The sequence below is a fragment of the Symploca atlantica LB2515 genome (assembly GCF_052546295.1).
Map to the genome: position 1 here is coordinate 2,302,185 of NZ_JBQWMT010000001.1, position 21,811 is coordinate 2,323,995.

The 21,811-nt window shown below is 44.7% G+C and carries 13 protein-coding genes and 1 pseudogene; 5 read left to right on the top strand and 9 right to left on the bottom strand.

The window, feature by feature from the left end; genetic code table 11:
- Positions 1-181: 181 nt before the first annotated feature.
- The 3 genes and pseudogenes from ACT7WV_RS09685 to ACT7WV_RS09700 all read right to left on the bottom strand — a co-directional run bounded on the left by ACT7WV_RS09685 (position 182) and on the right by ACT7WV_RS09700 (position 3,947).
- Positions 182-1,399, bottom strand: coding sequence for an RNA-guided endonuclease InsQ/TnpB family protein (locus ACT7WV_RS09685; protein ID WP_445102131.1), 1,218 nt, complete (start codon positions 1,397-1,399; stop codon positions 182-184).
- A gap of 70 nt (positions 1,400-1,469) precedes the next feature.
- Positions 1,470-2,182: pseudogene (locus tag ACT7WV_RS09695) on the bottom strand (M48 family metalloprotease); the annotation flags it as partial.
- Positions 2,183-2,381: 199 nt separating this feature from the next.
- Positions 2,382-3,947, bottom strand: coding sequence for an ATP-binding protein (locus tag ACT7WV_RS09700; RefSeq protein WP_445102707.1), 1,566 nt, complete (start codon positions 3,945-3,947; stop codon positions 2,382-2,384).
- An 874-nt stretch (positions 3,948-4,821) separates the two neighbouring features.
- Between ACT7WV_RS09700 and mgtE the strand changes: the two genes are divergently transcribed.
- Positions 4,822-6,219: a magnesium transporter gene (mgtE, locus tag ACT7WV_RS09705; protein WP_445102708.1), complete on the top strand. Its 1,398-nt coding sequence runs from the start codon at positions 4,822-4,824 to the stop codon at positions 6,217-6,219.
- Between the two features lie 103 nt (positions 6,220-6,322).
- The gene (locus ACT7WV_RS09710; RefSeq protein WP_445102709.1) at positions 6,323-7,870 is read left to right on the top strand and encodes a WD40 repeat domain-containing protein; all 1,548 of its coding nucleotides are present in this window, start codon (positions 6,323-6,325) and stop codon (positions 7,868-7,870) included.
- A gap of 11 nt (positions 7,871-7,881) precedes the next feature.
- Here ACT7WV_RS09710 and ACT7WV_RS09715 read toward each other — a convergent pair whose 3' ends face one another.
- From ACT7WV_RS09715 to ACT7WV_RS09730, 4 genes are all read right to left on the bottom strand, one after another.
- Entirely contained in the window at positions 7,882-8,127 is a 246-nt protein-coding gene (locus ACT7WV_RS09715) for a hypothetical protein (RefSeq protein ID WP_445102710.1), read from the bottom strand.
- A 155-nt stretch (positions 8,128-8,282) separates the two neighbouring features.
- A complete protein-coding gene (locus ACT7WV_RS09720) occupies positions 8,283-9,461 on the bottom strand; it encodes a M20 family metallopeptidase (RefSeq protein ID WP_445102711.1) in 1,179 nt (392 codons plus the stop codon).
- Positions 9,462-9,745: 284 nt separating this feature from the next.
- Entirely contained in the window at positions 9,746-14,158 is a 4,413-nt protein-coding gene (locus ACT7WV_RS09725; protein ID WP_445102712.1) for a phytase, read from the bottom strand.
- A 438-nt stretch (positions 14,159-14,596) separates the two neighbouring features.
- The gene (locus ACT7WV_RS09730; RefSeq protein WP_445102713.1) at positions 14,597-15,373 is read right to left on the bottom strand and encodes an FkbM family methyltransferase; all 777 of its coding nucleotides are present in this window, start codon (positions 15,371-15,373) and stop codon (positions 14,597-14,599) included.
- A gap of 344 nt (positions 15,374-15,717) precedes the next feature.
- Between ACT7WV_RS09730 and ACT7WV_RS09735 the strand changes: the two genes are divergently transcribed.
- Positions 15,718-16,398, top strand: coding sequence for a hypothetical protein (locus tag ACT7WV_RS09735; protein ID WP_445102714.1), 681 nt, complete (start codon positions 15,718-15,720; stop codon positions 16,396-16,398).
- Positions 16,399-17,044: 646 nt separating this feature from the next.
- Here the strand turns inward: ACT7WV_RS09735 and ACT7WV_RS09740 are convergent.
- The gene (locus tag ACT7WV_RS09740; protein WP_445102715.1) at positions 17,045-18,766 is read right to left on the bottom strand and encodes a serine/threonine protein kinase; all 1,722 of its coding nucleotides are present in this window, start codon (positions 18,764-18,766) and stop codon (positions 17,045-17,047) included.
- Positions 18,767-18,863: 97 nt separating this feature from the next.
- Between ACT7WV_RS09740 and ACT7WV_RS09745 the strand changes: the two genes are divergently transcribed.
- Together ACT7WV_RS09745 and ACT7WV_RS09750 are read left to right on the top strand one after the other, a co-directional pair.
- Complete coding sequence (locus ACT7WV_RS09745; RefSeq protein ID WP_445102716.1) at positions 18,864-19,367, top strand: AAA family ATPase; 504 nt, start codon at positions 18,864-18,866, stop codon at positions 19,365-19,367.
- Between the two features lie 599 nt (positions 19,368-19,966).
- On the top strand, positions 19,967-20,170 hold the full coding sequence (locus ACT7WV_RS09750; protein WP_445102717.1) for a hypothetical protein: 204 nt from the start codon (positions 19,967-19,969) through the stop codon (positions 20,168-20,170).
- A 22-nt stretch (positions 20,171-20,192) separates the two neighbouring features.
- Here the strand turns inward: ACT7WV_RS09750 and ACT7WV_RS09755 are convergent, their stop codons facing one another.
- Positions 20,193-21,785, bottom strand: a complete 1,593-nt coding sequence (locus tag ACT7WV_RS09755) for a hypothetical protein (RefSeq protein ID WP_445102718.1) — start codon at positions 21,783-21,785, stop codon at positions 20,193-20,195.
- Positions 21,786-21,811: the final 26 nt, after the last annotated feature.

Below are 21,811 nucleotides of genomic sequence, written 5' to 3' on the forward strand. Positions count from 1 at the left end.
CACAGATAGACAAAGATAAAATATGCAGTTCTCACAATTCATCTAAGATTGCTATAGTAAAAATTACCATTACCCAAGCAACTAAATCTTTCTCTAACTAACTCAATTTTTGACACTCCCGCCGCTAAATCAAAGGCTTGCCCTCGAGCAAAGCGAAGGGTTATAGCGGGGGATTCTTCCTTCAACCAGCGAACTTAGTATCTTGATTTTCATCAAGACAAAAGAGGCTCATCTGTCCGGAAGCGTTGGTCCAGTATTCCTGGAATGTTCCCGCATGCCCTGCGGTACGTAGTCCTAATTTGAGAATGTTTTTCGCCGCGTTTTCATCACGATCTAATACAGTTCCACAACCGCATTTGTGAGTTCTAGTACTAAGCGATTTCTTGACGGTTGCGCCGCAATTAGAGCAGTTTTGACTAGTGTAGTGGGGAGGTACGGACACGGTTACCGTGCCAAATACCTTCCCAAAGTATTCCACCCAAGTCCTAAACATCGTCCAACTAGCATCAGAAATAGACTTAGCTAGTTTGTGGTTGTTCACCATATTTCGCACTTTTAAGTCTTCATAGGCTACCAAGTCGTTAGACCGGATTACGCACAATGCAGTCTTAACTGCAAAGTCTTTACGTTGCCTACTTACTTTGAGGTGCTTTCTTGCAAGCTTTTGCTTGGCTTTCTTGTAGCTACTTGACTGAGCCTGACCTTTCTTGAACTTTCGAGAGACTCGCTTCTGTAGGCGCTTTAGGGCTTTTTCAGACTTTCTCAGGTACTTGGGACTATCAATCTTGTTACCATCAGAGTCTGTGTAGAAAGCACAGATGCCAACATCAAGTCCTACAGTTTTACCTGTTGGCTGTCTCTCCTCAGTCCGGTCATAGTCGATACAAAACTGGACATAAAAACCGTCAGCTCTACGTACTACCCTGACTCGCTTGATTTGCTCAAGTTGGTAGTAGTTTAAGTTTCGACTGCCGTAGAGTTTGAACTCGCCAGCATTGAAGCCGTCAGTGAAGGTTATTCTGTCTCGATTTTCAGACAGCTTCCAGCCCGTGACTTTGTATTCTACTGAGCCGTGGGCGGGTCTATTTTTCTTGTATTTTGGGTAGCCTTTCTTGCCTGGTATCTGCTTTTTGCAGTTATCGAAGAACCTAGAAATAGCTGCCCAAGTACGCTCTGCCATAGCTTGACGAGCTTGTGAGTTAAGGTTTTTAGTCCAAGGGAAGTCTGTATTTCTGGCTAATCGCGTGACGTATTTGTATAAGTCGTTCCGACTCTTGGCGTTGCCATCTTCCCAAAAACGAAGACAAGAATTACGGATAAACAAACCAGTGCGAATGGCTTCGTTTAGCCTCTCGTACTGGTTTATATTTCCCTTTAACTTGGCTTCGTAGACTAGCATTTATCACTTAACAACCACGATAAAATACTAGCACAAGTGCTTTTCACTGGCAATTCATCTCACCGCTAAATCAGAGATTATAGCGGGAGCTTTCTTGCCGAATTAGGTAATAATCTGAGATTGAAAGCTCTTCCTCTAGTCTTACTAGCTGCTGAATTCGCGCCTCGGTGGAGGGGTGAGTAGAGAATAAATTGCTTAAAAATTCACCACTAAAGGAATTGATAATTAGCAGTCGTTCAAAAGCCGGGTTACCTGCCATTGGTCTTGACTTGCACTTTTGTCTAACCGTTGCAGGGCATTAGCTAAGGCTCTAGGATTACCTGTTAGTCTAGCTGCACCCGCGTCAGCCGAAAATTCTCTAGTGCGGGAGATAGCCATCTCAATTACAGAAGCAGCTATCGGGGCGAGAACTACTATTAATAGCAAAACTAGGGGATTTGCACCATTGTCCCGACGGCGAGAGTCGCGGCCAAACCACAAACTGTAGCTCAGCATTTGCGCTAGAAAAAAAATGACACCAGCAACCGTTGCAGCAACAGCTTGTGTCAGAGTACCACGGTTGTAAATGTGGCTGAGTTCCCGGGCAATTACCACTTCTAACTCATCTTCTAGTAAGAATCGCATAATCCCTTTTGTCACCTCCACAGCCGCCTTTTTTGGGTCACGCCCCGTAGCAAAGGCTTTGGCAGCAGCACTGGGAACAATGTAAACTCCAGGCATGGGCAGGTTAGCTCGAAGTGCTAATATTCCTAGTATTCGATAAAGACTCGGTGCCTCCTTTTTTAGTTGATTCATCTGCCTGGACTGCTTTTGAGGCATTGGCACGAACAACCTAATTACCTAAGCAGTCGCACCATGTTAAGGTTTTGCCCCTATTTTACTCGCCGAATGCCAACGCTAGGGCCGGGGGAACTCGAAGTTGCTAGTACGGTTTATAGACCTTTTTTTGGGATCAAGCACAACGTCCGTAAATCTTAGAAGTTTAACTTCTCTGGAGCCAATTGACCTGTTGTTGATTTGCCACCACACTCTTAAGCGGTAGTATGATTGTGAAAGTTGTGCCGACGCCCACTTCACTCTCGACAACAATCTTACCTCCATGTAAGTCTACAGATTTTTTGACCAGAGAGAGTCCTAAACCTGTGCCTTCAATTTTCCCTACATTACTGGCACGTTGGAAAGACTCAAAGAGTCGAGAAGCTTCTTCTTGGGGAATGCCAATGCCGTGATCCTGAATCCGGAATCTGGCGACTTCATCTTGACACAAGAGTGCCAAAGTGACATTTCCGCCCTCAGGAGAGTATTTGATCGCATTAGAGAGTAGATTGCCCAGGAGTAAACGCAGCAGAGTTTCATCCATATAGGCGTTAATACATGTTCCTGAATGGGTGAAGACAATCTCATGTGTACTACTAGCATTAATTTGTAACTCTTCTACAAGATCACTACAGAACTCGATTAAATTTAAGCAAATTGGCTTGAACTCTAGTTTACCCGCCTCGGCTTGACCAACAAGGAGCAAATTGTCAAGTAAGTGCAGCATGCGATTAATTGACGCTTCAATGCGTTGGAAATGCTTGCTTTTTTGTTGATTCATGCTCTCACGGCAATAATGCACCAAGAGATCTTTGCAGGAACGGATAGTGGTCAATGGTGTACGGAATTCGTGGGAAACCAGGGAAACAAAATTTAGTTTCATCTGACTGAACTCCCGTTCTTTAGTCAAAGCGGTGAGGAGTTCAGCTTCAGCCTGTTTGCGTAAGCGAAGCTCGTGGTGCACATTGGTAATATCTCTACCTTCAGCAATAAGTAGTATCACTTTTCCCCTGTCGTCTTGTAATGGCTTGAGGGAAAAATCGATCCAGGCTACTACCTCTGAGGTTGTGCGAACCGGGAACTCGTTGCGGACAGTATTACCGTTGGCGGCTTGGGCGATCGCAGCTTGCAACTGTTCCTGAATTTCTGGAGAGTCAGACCAACACTTCATTTCCCATAGCCGCAGAGTTGTCACCTCTTCTTGTTTTACACCCCACAAATCAAGGGCCGTCTGATTAATTTCTAGAATATTTCCTTCTGGTGTTAATAAACTCCTCAGTTCAAAGGAATTGTGAAAAATTCCTCGGAAGCGTCTTTCACTATCTTGTAACTGTTTGAGGATTTGTCCCCGCTCGATTGCATAGCGAATTGTACGCACTAATAGGGGCATTGTAATTTGATCTTTGACAAGATAATCTTGTGCTCCCAACCCTAAGGCATTAAGTGCTGTTTCCTGGTCATCAAAACATCCTGTAAGTACTACAATTGGGACATTCGGCACAGCGACAACAAATTTTACTACGGTCTCTAACCCCTTAGAATCAGGCAGGTTAAGGTCTAGTAAAATCACATCAATTTGATTATTACCGCAAGCATTAATTGCTTCACTGAATAACTCAACATGAGTTACTTGCCACTGTTCCTGGTCTAATCGCAAAAACCGACGGCACTGCAAAGCAGCATCATCAGGGCTATCTTCCACCAATAAGACATGAATTGGTGTTTTGTTCATTAGGAAAAATTATAACTGTTGTCAAGTAAGATTTCTTTTTGCTTTCTAGCTGTGATCTAGTTTAGATCCCTTAAGGGTTAAGTTGTTAAGTGGTTAACCGACAATTAACGCTACAAGACTGATTCTGGTGTTAAAATTCCAATTTTACACTTTCGATTAACGATTTATTTACGAAGAGAGTTATTTTAAGGTGTAATTGTATTGCCTTAAAAAGGCTTAATAAATAAATATTATTATTTTTACTTGGATAGTAAATGCAACAATAAAGCTTGATTTATGAGCATTATTAATTGTTTGCTACCTATCAGCTTTGCCACTTAAACTTACTAAGACAATACCAAATCTTTCCCTCTGTCAGCAAGACGAATATCATGATAAGTCGAGACAGACTAGGAAATTGAAAAGCATCTATCCCTACCGTATCTAAATACTTCCTCCGCTGTAAAATAATTAGCTGTTTAGAAGTTTAAGCAATAATATTCAGTGGAACATGCTACTCTCGGATACCTCACTCAATTAACTAAAGACCTGGCTCTTTAATTGATTTAGGCGTACATTTGGGAGAGTAGTAAACCTGACTCAAGTTAGCTGTTCTTCCCGTTGTTTGGGGAATTGAGTAACCTGACGAGGTAAAAAGTGAAAGCTTGATGACCAAAATAATCCCAGACTGAAAAAATTATCAACTTTCCTGCTTAAGTGACTTTGTACTGCAGTCAAAATTAAAGTCATCTTCAAGGTTTAATGAGAAATAGTTTAAATATGTCAGTTGAATTTAGCAAATCCATGGTCCAAAAACCTCGATCTCTAGTGCAAAATCCAAAACCCTTTAGACTTAATGAAACACTTAAACTAAGACTCGAAAGGAGGGCTTGCCTTGACTGAAGACCAAATCCCCCTCCAGACAACAATCTCCCGCAGTGAACTGCGGCAGTTAGTCCGTACTCAGTTGCAAATGCTGCTTGAGCAAAATAACCTCCAAGGAGCAAAAGCGCTGCTAGTGCCAGTGCAGCCAGTAGATATAGCTGAGGCAATTGAGGGTTTACCAGAAGCGAGACAGGTGATTGCGTTCCGCTTGCTTTCCAAAGCCGAGGCAATAGAAGTCTATGAGTATCTCGATTCTAGTGTTCAGCAAGCGCTAATCGAGGAATTCAAGCGTCAGGAAGTGATCGACATTGTAGACAACATGTCGCCAGACGACCGAGTACGCTTGTTCGACGAATTACCAGCAAAAGTTGTTCGACGTTTACTAGAACAACTTAGCCCGAAAGAACGCCAAGCAACAGCACAGCTTTTGGGTTACGGTGCTGATACTGCGGGGCGGATTATGACGCCCCAATATATCTCTCTCAAAGAAACTTTGAGTGTTGGCGACACACTAGAGCGAATTCGTAGCTTAGCCAATGTCTCAGAAATGATTTATTACTTGTATGTCACCGATGCGGCTAGACACCTCAAGGGAATCGTTTCATTGCGGGATTTGGTAACTGCTCAGCCTCAGCAAACTCTGGGTGAAATTATGACCCGAGACGTGGTTTATGTTGATACGGATACTGACCAAGAAGAAGTAGCACGGCTAATCCAGCGCTACGACTTACTGGCGGTTCCGGTAGTTGATCGAGAGCAGCGTCTGGTGGGTATCGTCACTGTTGATGATGTCATCGACATTTTGGAGCAAGAAACAACCGAGGATATTTACGCCTTAGGTGGTGGTGTGCAATCGGGTCGTGACAATTACTTCCAAACGAGTTTAATAACCGTAGCTCGTAAACGAGTTGTCTGGTTATTCGTCTTGTTGCTAACTAACAGCGTCACTGCCACAATTATTAAGTCTCAAGAGGCTCTCTTACAGCAAATGGCGATCCTGGCTGCATTTATTCCTCTGCTGACAGGCACTGGCGGTAACGTTGGTGCTCAGTCTTCAACGGTGGTGATTCGTGGCTTGAACACCGATGAAATTAACGATCTTGGTGCACCCCAGGTGATTTTTCGAGAAGCGCTAGCAGGTGCACTACTGGGTACAATTCTGGGTTCTGTAGCGACTGTGTGGGCCTACTGGCTAGAAGGCAATTTCTTTGTTGCTTTCTCGGTAGGGGTTAGCTTAGTAGCGATCGCAATTTTGGCTTCTGTTGCCGGTTCGGCGCTGCCATTTTTGTTTCGCTCCATGGGCCTTGATCCTGCCCTGATGTCTGCACCCTTCATCACTACAGCAGTCGATGTCTTGGGTGTCTTGATTTATTTCAATATTGCTCGGCTGGTATTAGGGCTTTCGTAAGTTTAAAGTTTTACTTTCACAAGCGCTGCCAGTCAGCTACAATCGGCGTGCATCGGTATCACACTAATTGTGGTTTTCAGCCATTAGTAAAGCCCAATTAGTTTTGCCAGAAAGTTCCGGTGCCACCGGAATTGATCTTCAGAGGTGTTCGATGTGGAATCACCGCCTACAGATTGCAGAGTATGTCTTTCTTGCTGGAGCTGTCATCGGCCTAGGCGTGGCAGTAGCATCTGGGCAGCTAATTTATGGAGCCGTGCCAGTGGCTGCGGTTCTTGTGTTAAACCTAATCAATCGTCTTTATTTAGAGCAACGTATCAGGCGTCGGCTCAAGGCAGAAACAGCTAAGTTACATCGACAAATCTCAGAAGAGAGCCAATCCCTCTCAGAACAACAGCTCCAACAAGCCCTTGTCTTGTTACAAGAAAAGCTACCAGAGTATCTTGCCCAGCTAGAAGCCCCCGAAAATCAACCAAGTAGTCTAGAAACTATTCAACTCAGAGGGCAATTGACCAGTTTGGAGCAATCCCTCAGTAGTGTTGTGCAATATCTCAATGGCTCTTCACTGCCCGCCAGAGTAAAACACTTAGAACAGGTGACGGCTTCAGCTACTGCAGAAATTACCCGACTTCACCGCCAGTTACCGGAAATTGCAGAAAGACAAGCCCCTACTGGTCCAGATCTGTTCAATCCGGTGGATAACTCCTCTAGCTCTCTAGATACAGAACCATTTGACTATACGCCACCAAGCTGGAGCAGTTTACACACCCTGACAGGACATTCAGATTGGGTTAGTTCTCTTGCTATCAGTCCGGATGGACAAATTCTTGCCAGCGGCAGCTTTGACAATACTATCAAGCTGTGGCGGCTTACTACAGGAGAACTGCTTAACACCTTATCTGATCATTCCCAGGGAGTGTTGTCTATTGCCATCAGTCCAGATGGGCAAATTCTTGCCAGCGGTAGCTTTGACGAAACAATTAAGCTGTGGCGTCTGGATACGGGAAAATTAAGCAACACTCTGAGTAGTCATAAAAGTTCGGTGCGCTCACTTGCCATCAGACCAGACGGCGAGACCCTAATTAGTGGTAGTTTTGACCAAACTCTCAAGCTGTGGCGTCTGGATACAGGGGAATTCTTGGGTAACCTCACCAAGAACGCCGGACTGGTATCTGCGATCGCGCTCACACCAGATGGTCAAACCATGGCTAGTGGCGGTAGTGATGGTATGATTACCATCTGGCGGCTAGAACCTACTGAGGCAGGAAGAGAAACTGCTGCCCTGTGTACCCTAACAGGCAATCTCAGCTCAGTATGTTCCCTTGCCATTAGCCCGGATGGTCAGATACTCGCTGCTGGTTGTACAGATGGACAGGTAAAGTTATGGCAGCTAGGCAGCGTTGAATTACTAAACTCCCTGCGAGGTCATTCAGCACCAGTAATGTCGGTAGTTTTTAACTTTGATGGTCAAACTCTCAGCAGTAGCAGTGCCGACGGCACCATTAAAATTTGGCATCTCAGAACTGGCCGAGAGTTAGGTATGCTTGACCATGATTCTGCTGATTCAGTGACTGCGGTTGCTATCAGTCCTAATGGTCAATTGATCATCGGTGGTGGTGTGGATGGCACTATCAAAGTTTGGCGACTTAATTGATTGATTTAACTTTAGAGCTCAGTAGCTGTTTCCGGAGCAATAACCTTGCCTTCTGTCTCCAGAGGAGAGCTTCCTTGAATAATTATGTCATCCACTTTAATACCCATATTTTGGCAAGCCTTCTCTAGTTCTTCCATAAAGGCATTAATATCCTCACCATAGCCAGAAAGTTTGGCTGTAGTTTCTACTCCCTGCTTAACATTAGCTCTTGCACAATCGACTAAATCTGTGCCTTTGAGGGGGTTGGGAGATGTCATAAGTTTAGATGATTGGCTTCTTTTACATACTATTAGCTTAAGCGAAACACTGCAAAAGTAGCTCTATCAGTAGTCATAAGAAACTTCTTAAGACAGGAGGATGATTGAAGATTTTCGGCAATTCCTTCCCCCTCCTCTCCCTCGTCTCCCTCGTCTTAAGCACGCTTTTGCCAGTATTGGTAGATGGCATAGGCAAGGGTAACTATACCAGTAAGGATTGCCGATTCATCTACTGCAAATTCGGGATGGTGTAGTGGGTAGTTCGGTTGATCTGTAAACCCAACACCAAGGCGAAACATTGTGCCAGGAGCATGCTCTAGGTATACTGAGAAATCTTCCGCTCCCATGGAAGATTCTGGTAAGATTAGGACGTGTTCGCTACCCCAAGCTTCTTTAGCCGAGGCTTCCAAGACCTGAGTTAAAGCTAAGTCATTTTGCACTGAAGGCACGCCACGTCGGTAGTTTACTTCGTAACGAGCACCGTAAGTATTGCAGATATTGGCGACAATCCGCTCAATCCACTGGGGCAAATTGGCATAAGTTTCAGGATGAAGCGATCGCACTGTTCCTGCCATGCGTACTTGGTCAGCAATCACATTTGGTGCTCTGCCACCACTAATTTCTCCAATTGTCAAGACCATCGGTCGCAAAGGATTATGGGTGCGGCTAATTGCCTGCTGTAGGGTTGTGATTACCTGGGAAGCAATCCAAATTGCATCAATCGCTTCGTGGGGGCGGGCTCCATGACCAGATTCTCCCGTGATAATAATTTCCAAATCATCTGCCGCTGCTGTTAAGGCACCATAGCGGATACCCAAGGAACCGGCAGGAATTGAGGGAAAAACGTGTACCCCAAAAATTGCACTGACGTCATTCATTGCGCCATCTTGCACCATCCACCGAGCACCTTGGGCAATCTCTTCCGCTGGTTGAAACAAAAAACGCACATTCCCTGGTAGTTGTTCCCCCAGTTTCGAGAGAATCATGGCAGTACCTAGACCGAGTGTAGTATGCACATCGTGACCGCAGGCGTGCATAATTCCTGGGTGGCGTGAAGCAAATTCCAGGTGGGTGCGTTCAGTGATGGGTAAAGCGTCCATGTCAGTACGCAGTGCGACTAAGCGGTCATCAGTGCCACCAACGAGTTCTCCGATCACACCGATTTTACCCACTACTTCTTGTACCACAATGCCGCAGGAAGAGAGTACACCAGCAACATAGGCAGCCGTTTGGTATTCTTGACCACTGAGTTCTGGGTGTGAGTGAATGTGACGGCGGATTTCAATGAAGCGAGGTGCGAGTTCTGTGGCTAGGTCTTTAATCCGGGTGAGCATAGAATGACTAGAGTTGACAAAGTATTCTTGATTGTCCTTAAGTTATAGGCTAATAGCTGTCTTCTTCTCAAATTATTCGGCACTGGTTGAAGCGGAACCTAGTGAACAAGTTACTAACAACCCCTCTTTGGTAGGCAAAGAAGGGTTATCTGTAGTCAAAAATTAAGGTGAGGAGGCAAGAGTTGCCAGATGGCTATGCTGGAGTGTCAATTATCGGTAAATTTCTGGCTTGAGCAAGCATTTGAGTTCAAGACTCCTTGTTTCTATCTCTTGCTTTGTGAAGTCTAACCAAAATTGACTTGAAGTACTAAATCATTAAAGTCCTGGTCGCCCCCATCGGGCAAATCTTCAAAACCAAAGACGTTATCCCCAAGCTGACGGATATGATCAGCATTATCGGGATTAGCCCCTAAATAAGCAAAATAGACTAATGGACTTTGCTCTTCTATACTATTGAAGTTTGACTCTAAAAAGTTTTCTCTAGTACCGTCGGCAATCATGTAGGGTGCCAGAATACCCGTAGGTAGCTGTACATCGTTTAAGATCGGTATGTCTGCATTTAAGTCGATAACGCTACGCTCTCCAAGAGCAACTTGTATATAATCCTCATCTCCTGGACGCACATCAATCAGAGTATCTCCATCCAAGTCAATTCCACCATCAATGTCATCAACGATGTACAGACCCAAGGCATTGTCAAAGGCTGCCTCACGGTTAATTATCAGGTTGGCTGATACCGTCTGATCCTCTTGACCATCTCCATCTAGGTCAATTTCGCGTAAATCGATGATTTCTCGCTGTCCTTGCCATTGTGTACCAGGCGTTGGCGGTGCATCGGTTGTTTGCACAGTTAGCTCAATGTCGGTAAAATCTTCTTCAGAGCTACCAGGCTGGTCTTCCCAACCTAGGCTAAAAGTGCCATTACCTAAGTCTGTTACTTGGAGAGAGTTAACGCCATCGGTATTGAAAGAAGGCGAACCAAAGATTACAGGAGTAGCTTCTCCTGAGAGTACTGCATCGGTAGTGCTGCCCGGTACTAGGTAAAAGACTAAGCGATCGCCACTCTCAAAACCTAACTGACGCTGAGTTGTACTCAAATCACCCAACAAATCTACTGTATCAGGAAGGGGAGAGAAAATTACTTGGGCTTCTTCCAAGGCGGCTGGCAAATAGCCATCTTCTTCGGGCAGAATGCCCTTAACTGTTCCCTGGTCATCCTCAACTGTGAACACACCGATTTCACTGACAGAAGATGTATCAACCCCGGTTAAACTGAATTGGAGTTGCTTTGGCTCACCAGCCATGCCATCTAAGCTGAAAATATTGTTGTCGTTGGTCGTCAAGCTAGCGACTGAAAAAGCAGGATTAGATGTTAGCTGGCGTGGATTAAAGCTTTCTGTATCAAGGGTGAAGAACTCAGGTAAAGTAGCTGCTAGATTCTCTAAACCAACGAACTTGAAGTTGGCGTTAAAGTTTTGGATTTCTTCGCCATCTTCGTCTATGGCAACGGCAGCAGGGTCATTAGAACCATCTTGAACTACCAACAAACCGAAGGGAAATTGGTCACCTAGGGGGACGTTAATGATATCTGCCCCGTCGGATTCCTCAGCGCTATCAATCCCCTGAGATTCTCCAACTACAAAGCTGCCCAAGTACTGATTTGAACCTCCTCTTTCATAGACAGCAAAGGTGTTGTCACCCTGGCTGGAGGCAAGTAAGTAACCCTGACCAGCGGCACCATAGTAGATAGTTAGTCCTTCAACATCGGCTTCTAAGTTACTACCTTCTGGTCTCACAGTGTCAATTAACTGACCTGCATCACTTCCGTCAGGTTCAGCCGCAAACTTCCAAATGCCTAAATTTTCCTGTCCAGCGTAGAGGAAGCCCAGTTCTCGGTCAACTACCATACCCTCAACTTGGGCATCTTCCAGTTCACCGCTTTCAGGAAGGGGAACAGTAAGTGTTCGCACTACTGTGGCATCTACTTGACCTGCCCCATTATCTACTAACTCTAATTGGGCAATCTGGTTGCCGTCTGCCTGACTAACAAAGACGTAAGGTTTGCCGGAAACTGGGCTAGTATAAGTTGCCAGTCCGTAAGCTGTCTGAGAAGCATCATCTATGCCAAAAATTGAGGCGGGAATTTGACTGAGGCTGTCGGCAGTAATGTTATTAAGTTGACGGGTATCGGGGTCAATCTGAAAAACTGCTAGGGTGTCATTTTCACGGTCGGAAGCCACAGCTAAATCGACGCTTTGACCACCAAGATTGAAACCATAAACCAAATCAACATTGTTATAGCGAACGTCACCAGGGTTAGCCGGGGCAATACGCTGCAATTCCTGACCATTTAAGTCGTACACCACCAACCCAGCATCTTTTAAGGTGGCAATTACTAAGCTTAAAGATGAGTTGGTAGGATGTACATAGATTGCTGGGTCGTCAGCATCTGAACCGTCTTCAGTCCGCAGTAGTGAAGGTGTTTCTCCTGTGGGTGTTACTGCTGGAATAGTATTAATATCCAGGGCAAAGGAAAGGAACTGAGTAAATTGAGTATCGCTGAAGTTATTATCACTAACTACAATTAAAGACTGCCGACCATCTGGTAGTTTTGGGCCAAAAGTCATGCCTTCGATATTGTCGAGAGTTAGCCCTAAATCAGCGAAATCCAGCAATAAATTTTTCTCGGCGGCAGCATCAACCTCGAAGCCGTTAATACTATCAAAGTCACTCAAGTCTGTGGTATTTTGCGATCGCACTTCGTACAACTTGATGCCGTTACCTACACCCGCAGAGAAAGACCTCTCTAAGGCGAGGAAACTGCCAGTATTATCTAGTGCGAGTAACTCAACTAAGCCATTAGTTTGGAAACCATCCGGCGGGACACTCGCGGCTGCTACGGGGTCGGTAAAATACAAAAATTCCTGATCAGCTTCCCCTGTTGCTAAGTTATAGCGCAAAATGCGGGAAGGACTGGCATTTTCTAGGTCAGCAGCCGGGCCATCCTGGGTCAAGGCATTCTCTGTCGCGGTATAGAGGAAGCGTTCGTCTGGCGTAATGGTCAGACTTTCCCAGGCGAGATTGTTGCGAATACCACTCATACCGTCTGCTGTCGGCACAAATTTAGCAGGTACGGGTAACTCCTGCAACTGTTGTCCTTGTAAGGAAAACTGGTTAACAAAAGGATTAATTGACTGATTGGCATCCCCCTCAGAGGAAATATACAAAGTGCCATCATCCCTCAAGGTAATACCTTCTGGATCTAGGCTAAGGGCAGGAAAAGGTGTACCATTGGCGTCTAAGAGAGTGGTCACACCTGTAAAGGTGACATCACTATCTTGCAAATCGCCATCAGCAATATCAATTGTTAGGGTATAAAAACGGGCAGGATTGTTCTGACTGCGGTCATCGGAAATGGCGTAGTAGAGATCATCGGTGGCATCGTAAGTAATGCCGGATAAACCGCCTACTTGAGTGCCATCAACAACTAAACCTGTCTCAAAGGTGTCTTCCCCCAAAAATTCTACATCGGCAACGGTTTTGCGGTTAGCATCTTCAACATCAACCCAAACTAAGCGATGATCGGAACTAGGAAAACCCGTGGGTTGCAGATTGGGATCGAACTCACCTACTAAAGGGAACAGGGGGTCAGTTGCTGGTGGCCAAAATACAGCAGCCTCACTAATTGGCAAGTTCTGGGAGGGGAGGACATAATCGGCACGCAGGTTACCGGAAGCACCTTCAGCATCATTAAAATCCGCTGTGTCCAAGGCTGGGTTACCTTGGTGGCTGAGATTTGCGCCACCCTGACGGACGCTGGCGTCTGAACCACCGATACTACTAGGAGTTACCGAGGTATTAATTAAGGGATTATCCAGTAATTGCCCAACAGCATTATCGGTGCTGTCTCCATCGAAGGGGTCAGCATTCTGGTCACCCATAATCACAAATTGTGAACCGGGAGTGAGACCCCCAACAACTCCCTGGTCATCGTAAATATAACTACCTTGTTCGGGAGTGATATAGTCAGCCCAAAAACGAATTTCGTCATGGTTGCGGCGACCATTGCGGTCTTCGGGGCCGTCAAAGACCGGGGGTGTGGGATGACTAGTTAGGACGTGAATTACCTCGCCATCAACCAAAATTGGGATATCCCAGTGACTTTTGGAGGAAAGAGGGAGGACTTCTAGTTCTTCTGGCGAGTACCAATCATTGGCTTCCGGTGTCGCTGGATCATCGGGAAGTAACCCATCTGGCATGTCCTTCCAGAGAAAGTTTTGAAAGGTGCGAATATTAGCAGTATCAATGGGATATTTAGAATAGACAACCATGCCAAACTGACCAGGAAAAAATCCAAAGCCATAGGCATCGTTAGGGCCACCAACTTCGCCGTTGTTGTCGAGGTCAAAGCCAGAAGGAATACCGGTGTTTGATGGGGCAAGGTAAACAAAAGGGTACTCAACTGTTGTTGTGCCATTCTGGCTTACTGAGAGATAGTTTTGCTGAAATAAGTTTGCTGCTGTTTCGTTAGCATCAAAATCAAATTCATTAATCAACACCACATCGGGATTGACGCGTTGAATGATTTCTGCTGTGTTTCTTGCCTGCTGATTGTCTGGTGTGGAGAGGTCGGCAATCAATTCACCTTCTTGATCACGGTTTAAAGATGCGTTGAAGCTGGCAAAACGAATAGACATCTGGTTAGGCTCAAAGGTTACTAATTATCTTTTGGAAACCCATTAAGTGAGCTGTATATGTAGTTTAGTTTCCTACCATGCAGCAGAGAATAGAATCTCTGATAACTTGTTAGAGATTCTTAATGTTGCACTAACTATTGATTGAAGTCAGAACAGGAATTGAGTAATCAACACAATGATAAAAAAATCAGGCTATGCTGCTCCCTCAATGCAGGTTTACTCAATAAAAATCAGCTCATGAGTATTACTGATTCGGTAAAATATCTTACAGCAATAAATTTAAGGTATGTATTGTATACGTTTAAGCTAAGAATATCTTTTAGTTAAGAAAAAGCTCAAGAGGATTTATCAAGAAATCCTCTTGAAAAACAGTCATTGTTTTGGTAGAGTGCTGTTTACTTATTGGGAAAACTGTCGAGCTACTACAGTAAATTGGTATCAATTCGCTGTCGCAATAAAATTGAATGCTTGAAATGGATATTCTATTGCATTCAGGAATCTTTCCCTGCTCAGAGGTTCTCCATTATTACAGAAATCTTTGAGTAGAAATATTGAGTATGAATGCTGTTGAGTTAGGAACTCAAAGATTTGGGAAGCAGTAAAGCCAAAGGAAGAAAGTCCTGAGTGAGTGCACTCAAATAGGAGGGTAGGGCGATGATGAGATAATATCTCCGTAGCACCACGAAGTACGGCTAATTCTCCTCCTTCTACATCAATTTTTATAAAATCAACACGATGCTCAGGCATCAGAATAGTGTCTAGTCTGGCACGTTCAACAGTAATTTTCTGGAGACTTTCAGGTTTCTCGGCATTATGTGGCTGAAGACCACTAAAACCAGAAAGATGAGTATTAATGTAAAAGCTTACTTTACCAGATGTATCGCTGAGTGCTATTTCTTTAACGGCTACTTCGGGAAATTTTTGTTTGAGCCAGTGGGCTTTATAGGGAACTGGCTCAAAGGCAATATGACTACCATGAGGTGAAAGTCGCAGTATATCACTAAGCATTGAGCCCAGATGACATCCGATATCAATGCAGTTGGAAGATTCACTAATTAAACGCTGTGTTACCTGCTCAATTCTGTGGGACTCTAGATGAATTTCTTGTAGTTCAGGATGCTTAAAACGTTTCCTAAATCTGAGGAGAGATTGTATCTTTCTTGCCGGATTTTCAAATGGTGTACGGATGAGAAGATGTTTTAAAAATTCTTTCATCACTTAATATTCCTGCTTAGTTAGTTTCGGTAAATTGCACCCGAATTCAAACTTTGAGGACTTTTTCTAATTACTGATTTTAGCGTCAATTTTCTGAGGTGAATCACTAAATTTAGCCCCAACTTGTAGTCAAAGTGCTGTTAAACAGTGCAAACAATGGCAGTTCCGTTATTAAGAGCAGTAGGTTTTTGTTGTAAATAATTATTACAAAAATCAACTCTATGTATAAAACCAGAGGTCTTAATTTTGATTTATAAGCAGGTTAACTAGTCCATATGCTTGAAGGCAAAATTCTCAGGGATTGTCTGGACTCTAATAACTCACAAAATTAGTAGGAATAAACCATGGTTAAAATCAGGGAAGCTATCCGGCAAAGTAATTTACGAATTTCCACCCTATTGGGTGTAACAGTTACTAGTTTATTGATAGCTGGGATATCCTTTACTAAGTTTCAAAATCAGTCAGTCAATGCCCAATCAGTTGACTTAGCTTGTAACAATCAAAACTTTAAGTCATCTACCTTTGGTGGCTTTTTATCCAATAATCCGTTTACCAGCCTAGACCGCACACGGCAAAATTCTCCTAACCTTTTTCCCGAAGGAAAAGGCTGGAGTCCAGGCAATGGTGAGAGTTGGGGAAAACCGCGCTACCAATACATTGCTTGGTTTAACAATATCAAACAGTGGAGAGGCAAAATTTGCGCTAAATCAGTACAGACTCTGGCTAATAATCACACTATTTCTTACCAAAGTTCGAGCAACTCATCCTGTCCCATCGGTGGGCCAAACTATTGCCAGATTTATGTTGGCCCTAAATTGTTCTTTGAAACAAAAGGGTACGACGAACCAGAAAGCAAATGGCATCCTCTTGAGAGCGATGGCAAGTATGCAATTTATGAGATTCCTGCCAATTCAACCAAAGTTTACTCTTGGGCATGGAAAACTTCCCAACCAAGTGACTATAGGATTAGAGTCGAATATGCCAAGCCCTTGGATGAGTTTGATTTCATGATGGACAAGAAATAATTAGCAAGAATCTTAAATAAAAAGCCTAAAACTCTTAGGAAAAAAAGGATTATCAGTAAGATCTTTATTAGTAACTCTGACCCTGAATTCCGAGGAAGATCATGGGTTTAATTCCTGATGGATCAAGGGATTAACGGTTTTCCCTAAACTAGTTGAGATGTGTAATAACTCCCACTCAAATAAAGTTGTCGCCACATTGTCACCTGAGCGCCATGTCTGCGTCACATCCCTTAACTACACTTTTAATTAAGTAGAGGACATGAGCTTTCATGATCTTCTCCTCACACCATTAACACCATTTATTTACTAACGCTCTCTTGTTATAGACAGGCAAGGGAGCATTTTTTTGCCCATATAACTGCTCAAGACTCAGAATAATGCCCAAGGCAAACCTTTTTTCCGTCTCCGTTGAGCAACTTCCTGGATAATCTATCTATCGCAACGCAATAAATCATACTGCCTTTGGCTGCCTGTAAATCATTTTTCACTTCAGCGACACGGGATCGTCACTTGTACGTCACATAAGCTGACTAAGATTTTCTTAGGTAAAGAATGCGAGTACTTGTGAGCTAATCTCACGATACTTATTCGGCTCTCTCCCCACGCGGTAGGGAGCTTTTTCCAATACTATTAGACAGACTGCGATTCAGCGCCAACCCAACCAACGCAGCACAGGCACCAAGAGGTAATAACTCACTCCTAGCCAGAATCCTAGGATGACACCTAAAAAAGCAAAGAAAGTCACACTCTGGATAAAATCCAGCCAGCTAGCGTCAGAGTAAGAAAAGATATTAACTAAAACCGATCCAGGCAATATCCCTAACCAAACTAGACCCCCGCAGACGGCACCCGTACCAATTGCCCCCACCAAGGCGTGAACTAGGTAATGACTAGGTAACCCCAACCCCAGCACTAAAGGGGCAACCGCAACACCACTGATCAATCCCAGCAACCGATCATCGGGTGTACCATAAGCTGAAGTCTGCCAGAGTAGCCAGCCGACACTATAACCAAGCATACCTGTGGCACCTGCCGCCAAAAAGCGTCGCTGCTGACCAAAGCCTCCAAGCAAGGTTAAACCCCAGCCTGTACCTAAACCTGCGATCGCAAACAGCAGTAATTCTCGCCATCCCCTGATCTGAACTTCTGGAAGGTAAAGTGGCATTTGTTGGAAGAACCAATCAGCAAAATAATCCCCTACGGTGGTTAAATTAATCAAGGCAAACCCCGCCGCTGCTCCCATAGCGGCCCCAACTCCCCCAAATACCATCTCCGAGGTTGTATCTAGACAGGCGAGGACGATGCCAGTAAGCACCTGCAACACAAAAACCATTAGGGCAGTAATACCCCTACCACAGGCGAAGATGGCTTGTGTTGATAATTGCATCCCCCTTGTTGCTGCTGTTACCAATTTTGTTGATACAGAGTTCCGGGTTAATCTACGATAAGAGCCTAGTGGGTTAATCATATCCAGACGCAGCAGAATCTCAGTAGCTGTTGCTGGTCTTTGTTGGGGATCACTGCGTACCATATCGTCGAGTAAGTCAGCAAACTCTGGACTAACTACCACACGATTACGCCACTGAAACTCTGCCGTCGTGGGGTCTTGCAAATCTGCCAAATCTTGACCCGTGAGCAACTGAATCATCGTGCGACTCAGGGCATAAAAATCAGCCTGCGGCCCAACCGCCTCACCAATAATTTGCTCTGGTGGAGAGTAACCAGGAGAAATCAAGCGTGTCGAATTGCCGCCAGGAACCAGGGGAATTGAGCCAATTTGTTTTGCTCCGCCAAAATCAATTGCCACCATCTGGCCCGTTTTTTGCCGCAGCATCAAATTCGACGGTTTGATATCACGGTGAATAATTCCAGAACGATGTAACTCCCGTAAAATCTCCAGCGCCTGGTAGAGCAAATGGCGCACTGATGCCTCTAGACACCCCTGTGGATGTTCCTCTAGAATATCCTCCAAAGTCTTGCCGTTGATTTTTTCCATGACCAGGCAAGGCAGTAAGCGTCCTTGGGGATTATCTAGTCTTAAGCTGAAATAGCTATCTTGCTCCACTCTGGGGACGCCGGGATGATCTAGGCTTGCCAAAACAGCGGCCTCTTGCTCAAACAGTAACCGTGCTTTTGGCGAAGTTTCCACCAATACCTTAAGTACCTGTTCTCTCTGAGAAAGCAAATCCCAAACAGTGTAGAGACGAGCAAATCCCCCTGAACCTAGGTATTGGAGGGGAACGAAGCGATGATTTAGCAGCAGTGCTCCCCCACAACTCTGGCAAAACTTGTTACCCCAAGGCTGAGGATAGGGACAGGGGCAATCGGGATTAATACAATGAACTGCGACAGCAACAGACTGATGCACAACTAGGCCCGATACAGAATGATACTTGATTTTACTGAATCAAGTGAGCTAGTGGTAAGTTCATGCTGATTGAAGATATACCATAACTAAGGAACCGATGAGCAAACCCCTCATTTGTCACTTTCTAATTGGCCCTCCCGGTAGCGGTAAATCCACCCTCGCTGCACAACTTGCTCAACAGGGTGACTTCAGAATTGTCTCTACTGACCAAATCCGCGAAGCACTTTACGGTGATGCCAGCATTCAGGGAGAATGGCAGGTTATAGAAGAACAAGTTTTAGCGCAAATTCTTGCAGCGGTGAGATCAGGGCAACCTATCATTTATGACGCCACTAATGTCCAACGTTCTTGGCGTGTCGCTATACTCAAGCAGCTTAATCTCTATGCTCCCCGTTGTCAATGGATAGCATGGCACCTACAAACACCGCTAGAAACCTGCAAAGCTTGGAACCAAAAACGAAAACGCCAAGTACCAGAGGAGGTGATTGAAAGGATGTTTAATTCTCTCCAGGAATTTCCTCCTGTACCTACAGAAGGATTTGCTGTTGTTAACTCCGGAAAAATTACCCCTGATGGTTTTGTTTCACTATCTTTGAGTTAATCACCTTATTTTGTATTATTCTCAGAGTTAGCGTACTCTCTTTGCTCTATTAGGCAAAAACCGGCGGAGCAGGAAACAAACTATTAACTCAATGAGTCTGTTTGTTTTGTTACAGACATAAGGATGACTTTCGATCAACAATTCACTCTTCCAACAGCTACGTTGGCTCTTTTCAACTGGTACGATCAGTATTTTGTGGATACAAGAGTAGGAGTCAATGCACAAGTTAGATCAATAACTATCATTGGTTAGACCATTAAAGACGATTATTTTTTTTGATAATCCGCCTTTTTGAGCAGTAACATCTAGAAATTTCAGCTACATTCCTCTCAGAAATTATCTGGGTGTGATAGTTAGAGAATTCAGTAAGGGCAGAAAGTAGACTTTTGAATAAATAGCGAAGCTAAGGGTGATAACTACTAGTGTTAAGTAAAAAAATGGACTGGGACTTAGGCTTTACTCTGAGAAAGAGGCACTCTGGTGAACAATGGTTGTTACACCCTAGGGATTTAGGGATCAGAAAGGTTTGCTGGCAGCTATTGCCTAAATGGTAAATGTTGTTGAGTGTTCTAAGAAATTTGAGACGGAGGAGCAAGCAGATGATTAGAATTAGTGAAATCGTTCAACATACTCTTGCTACTGGTTATCTGACAGTAGAATCTGAAAATCAGTTGCGGGTACTATTGCAGACAACCAAGTATCAGCTAGAGGATCTCAAGGCTTTCATGAAGTTACAGGAATCAGCAATGGATGGCTTGATTAAACAAGAGTCCCGCGAATTGATCCAGTGTGTAAAAAACTGATGAGGTGATGAGCATTTAAGGGCTAAATCACTTCTTGTTGCAGCGCGTTGAGGTCAATCTGGAACCTTTGAGAAATCTTGTTGATTACCTCGGCTTCTTCTGGCGTCGCAGTCCCATCCTGTCGGGCTACTTGCTGACATTGAGCTAGTAGCGGCATAGCGAAGTCATGGTTGAGTTGATCCAGAAGTTGCTCCAAAGGTGGCGGAGATTGCAAGTTAGCCTTAATCACTGCCAAGGATGCAGGGCTAATATGTAAAGCTTCTAAGTCAGGCAATAGATCTGACCAAGACTTTTGTGGATTTCCCGCAGCAATGACATGAACCAAAATTTGATCCATAATAATTTGTTGCTCGATCGCAGTTTTCAAATAGTCTTGGCTTGCTTCTTGTGAACTGAAGAGTGCTTCTCCCGTATCTTGTTCATCCAACTTGGCTTCATAGAAACGGCAAGCAGCATAACCTACTGAGTAAATCATTACAGCGTTGGTACTAGCACCAATAAATGCTCCTGCCACTGGTGTATTTTGCAACAACTCCAGAGCTGCTCTAATTGCATGATTACCACCAAGGGCGAGACCAAAAATAGTCAAGGCTTCCCCCTTGCGTGCGGGATCTTCTGAATCAAGCCCATAAGACGCCGCAATCTGATAGACCATTTCTCCTTGTAATGCCGCTGTCGCCGTTAAATCGACAGCGAACAAAGCCGCTGCTGCTCCTGGCACCAAGCTAGTAACTAGTCCACTGCTACCTGCATAAACAGCCTTTTCTACCATGATTCGATGAGAGATTTGCCTTGGTGTTTCCTGAGGATACTTTTTCTGGAGTTTTTTGACTGCGTTCTGGGCTTTGACCACATCTACCTGATCTAAGATTTTGCCCAGTATCGGAACACCAGCAACGAATTGAGTAATTTGACTGAGTAATTGGTATGTTTGCCTAAGAGCTGTGCCACCGACACCAACTGCTGTGTTGACGGCAGTTTTACCCGCTCTGGAGGTATGATTGCCGATCGTTGCGCCGATGTCTGCGAGCGCTTCTCCTACTCCGGCGGCTGTGTTGCTCATTGCCTTGCCAGCTTGCCGGAAAGTTTCGCCGACAGCCTTACCTACCCCAGTTGCTTTATCCACAAAGACTTTGCCTGTAGCCCAGGTAGTCTTACCTACCACCTCGCCTACTCCAGTGGCTCTCTGCGCCATTGTCTTTCCTGCAACAGAGGTGGTATTGCCAATCGATTCGCTAACCTCAGCCACCTTTTTGGTAAAGGTGTCAAGAGAAAAAGGCTCTTCAGTTGTGGCGTTGTCGGTAGCAAGCTGAGGGGAAGTCTCCATAAAGAAGAACTGTTGATGCCAAGCGGGTGTATCACTGCCAATTTGACGCCCGTCTACTGTCACCGCCTCGATTGATCCCGGTTGTAAGCTGGTGATCACTTCACTGATCAGAGCGATCGCTTCTGTTTGGGAAGGAGTTTCGGCAGCTTCGAGGACAATATATAAGTCGTCATTGTTAAGGGAAGCTTTGGCAGTTATGCCTTGAGATTCTAAAGAGTCGTTCAGTAAGGCAGTAATCGCCTTGGCATCTCCTTGCTTGGCAAGTTCTTCAAGATTGGGCAGTGACATAGGGAAGGAAAAACTCGGATGTAAAA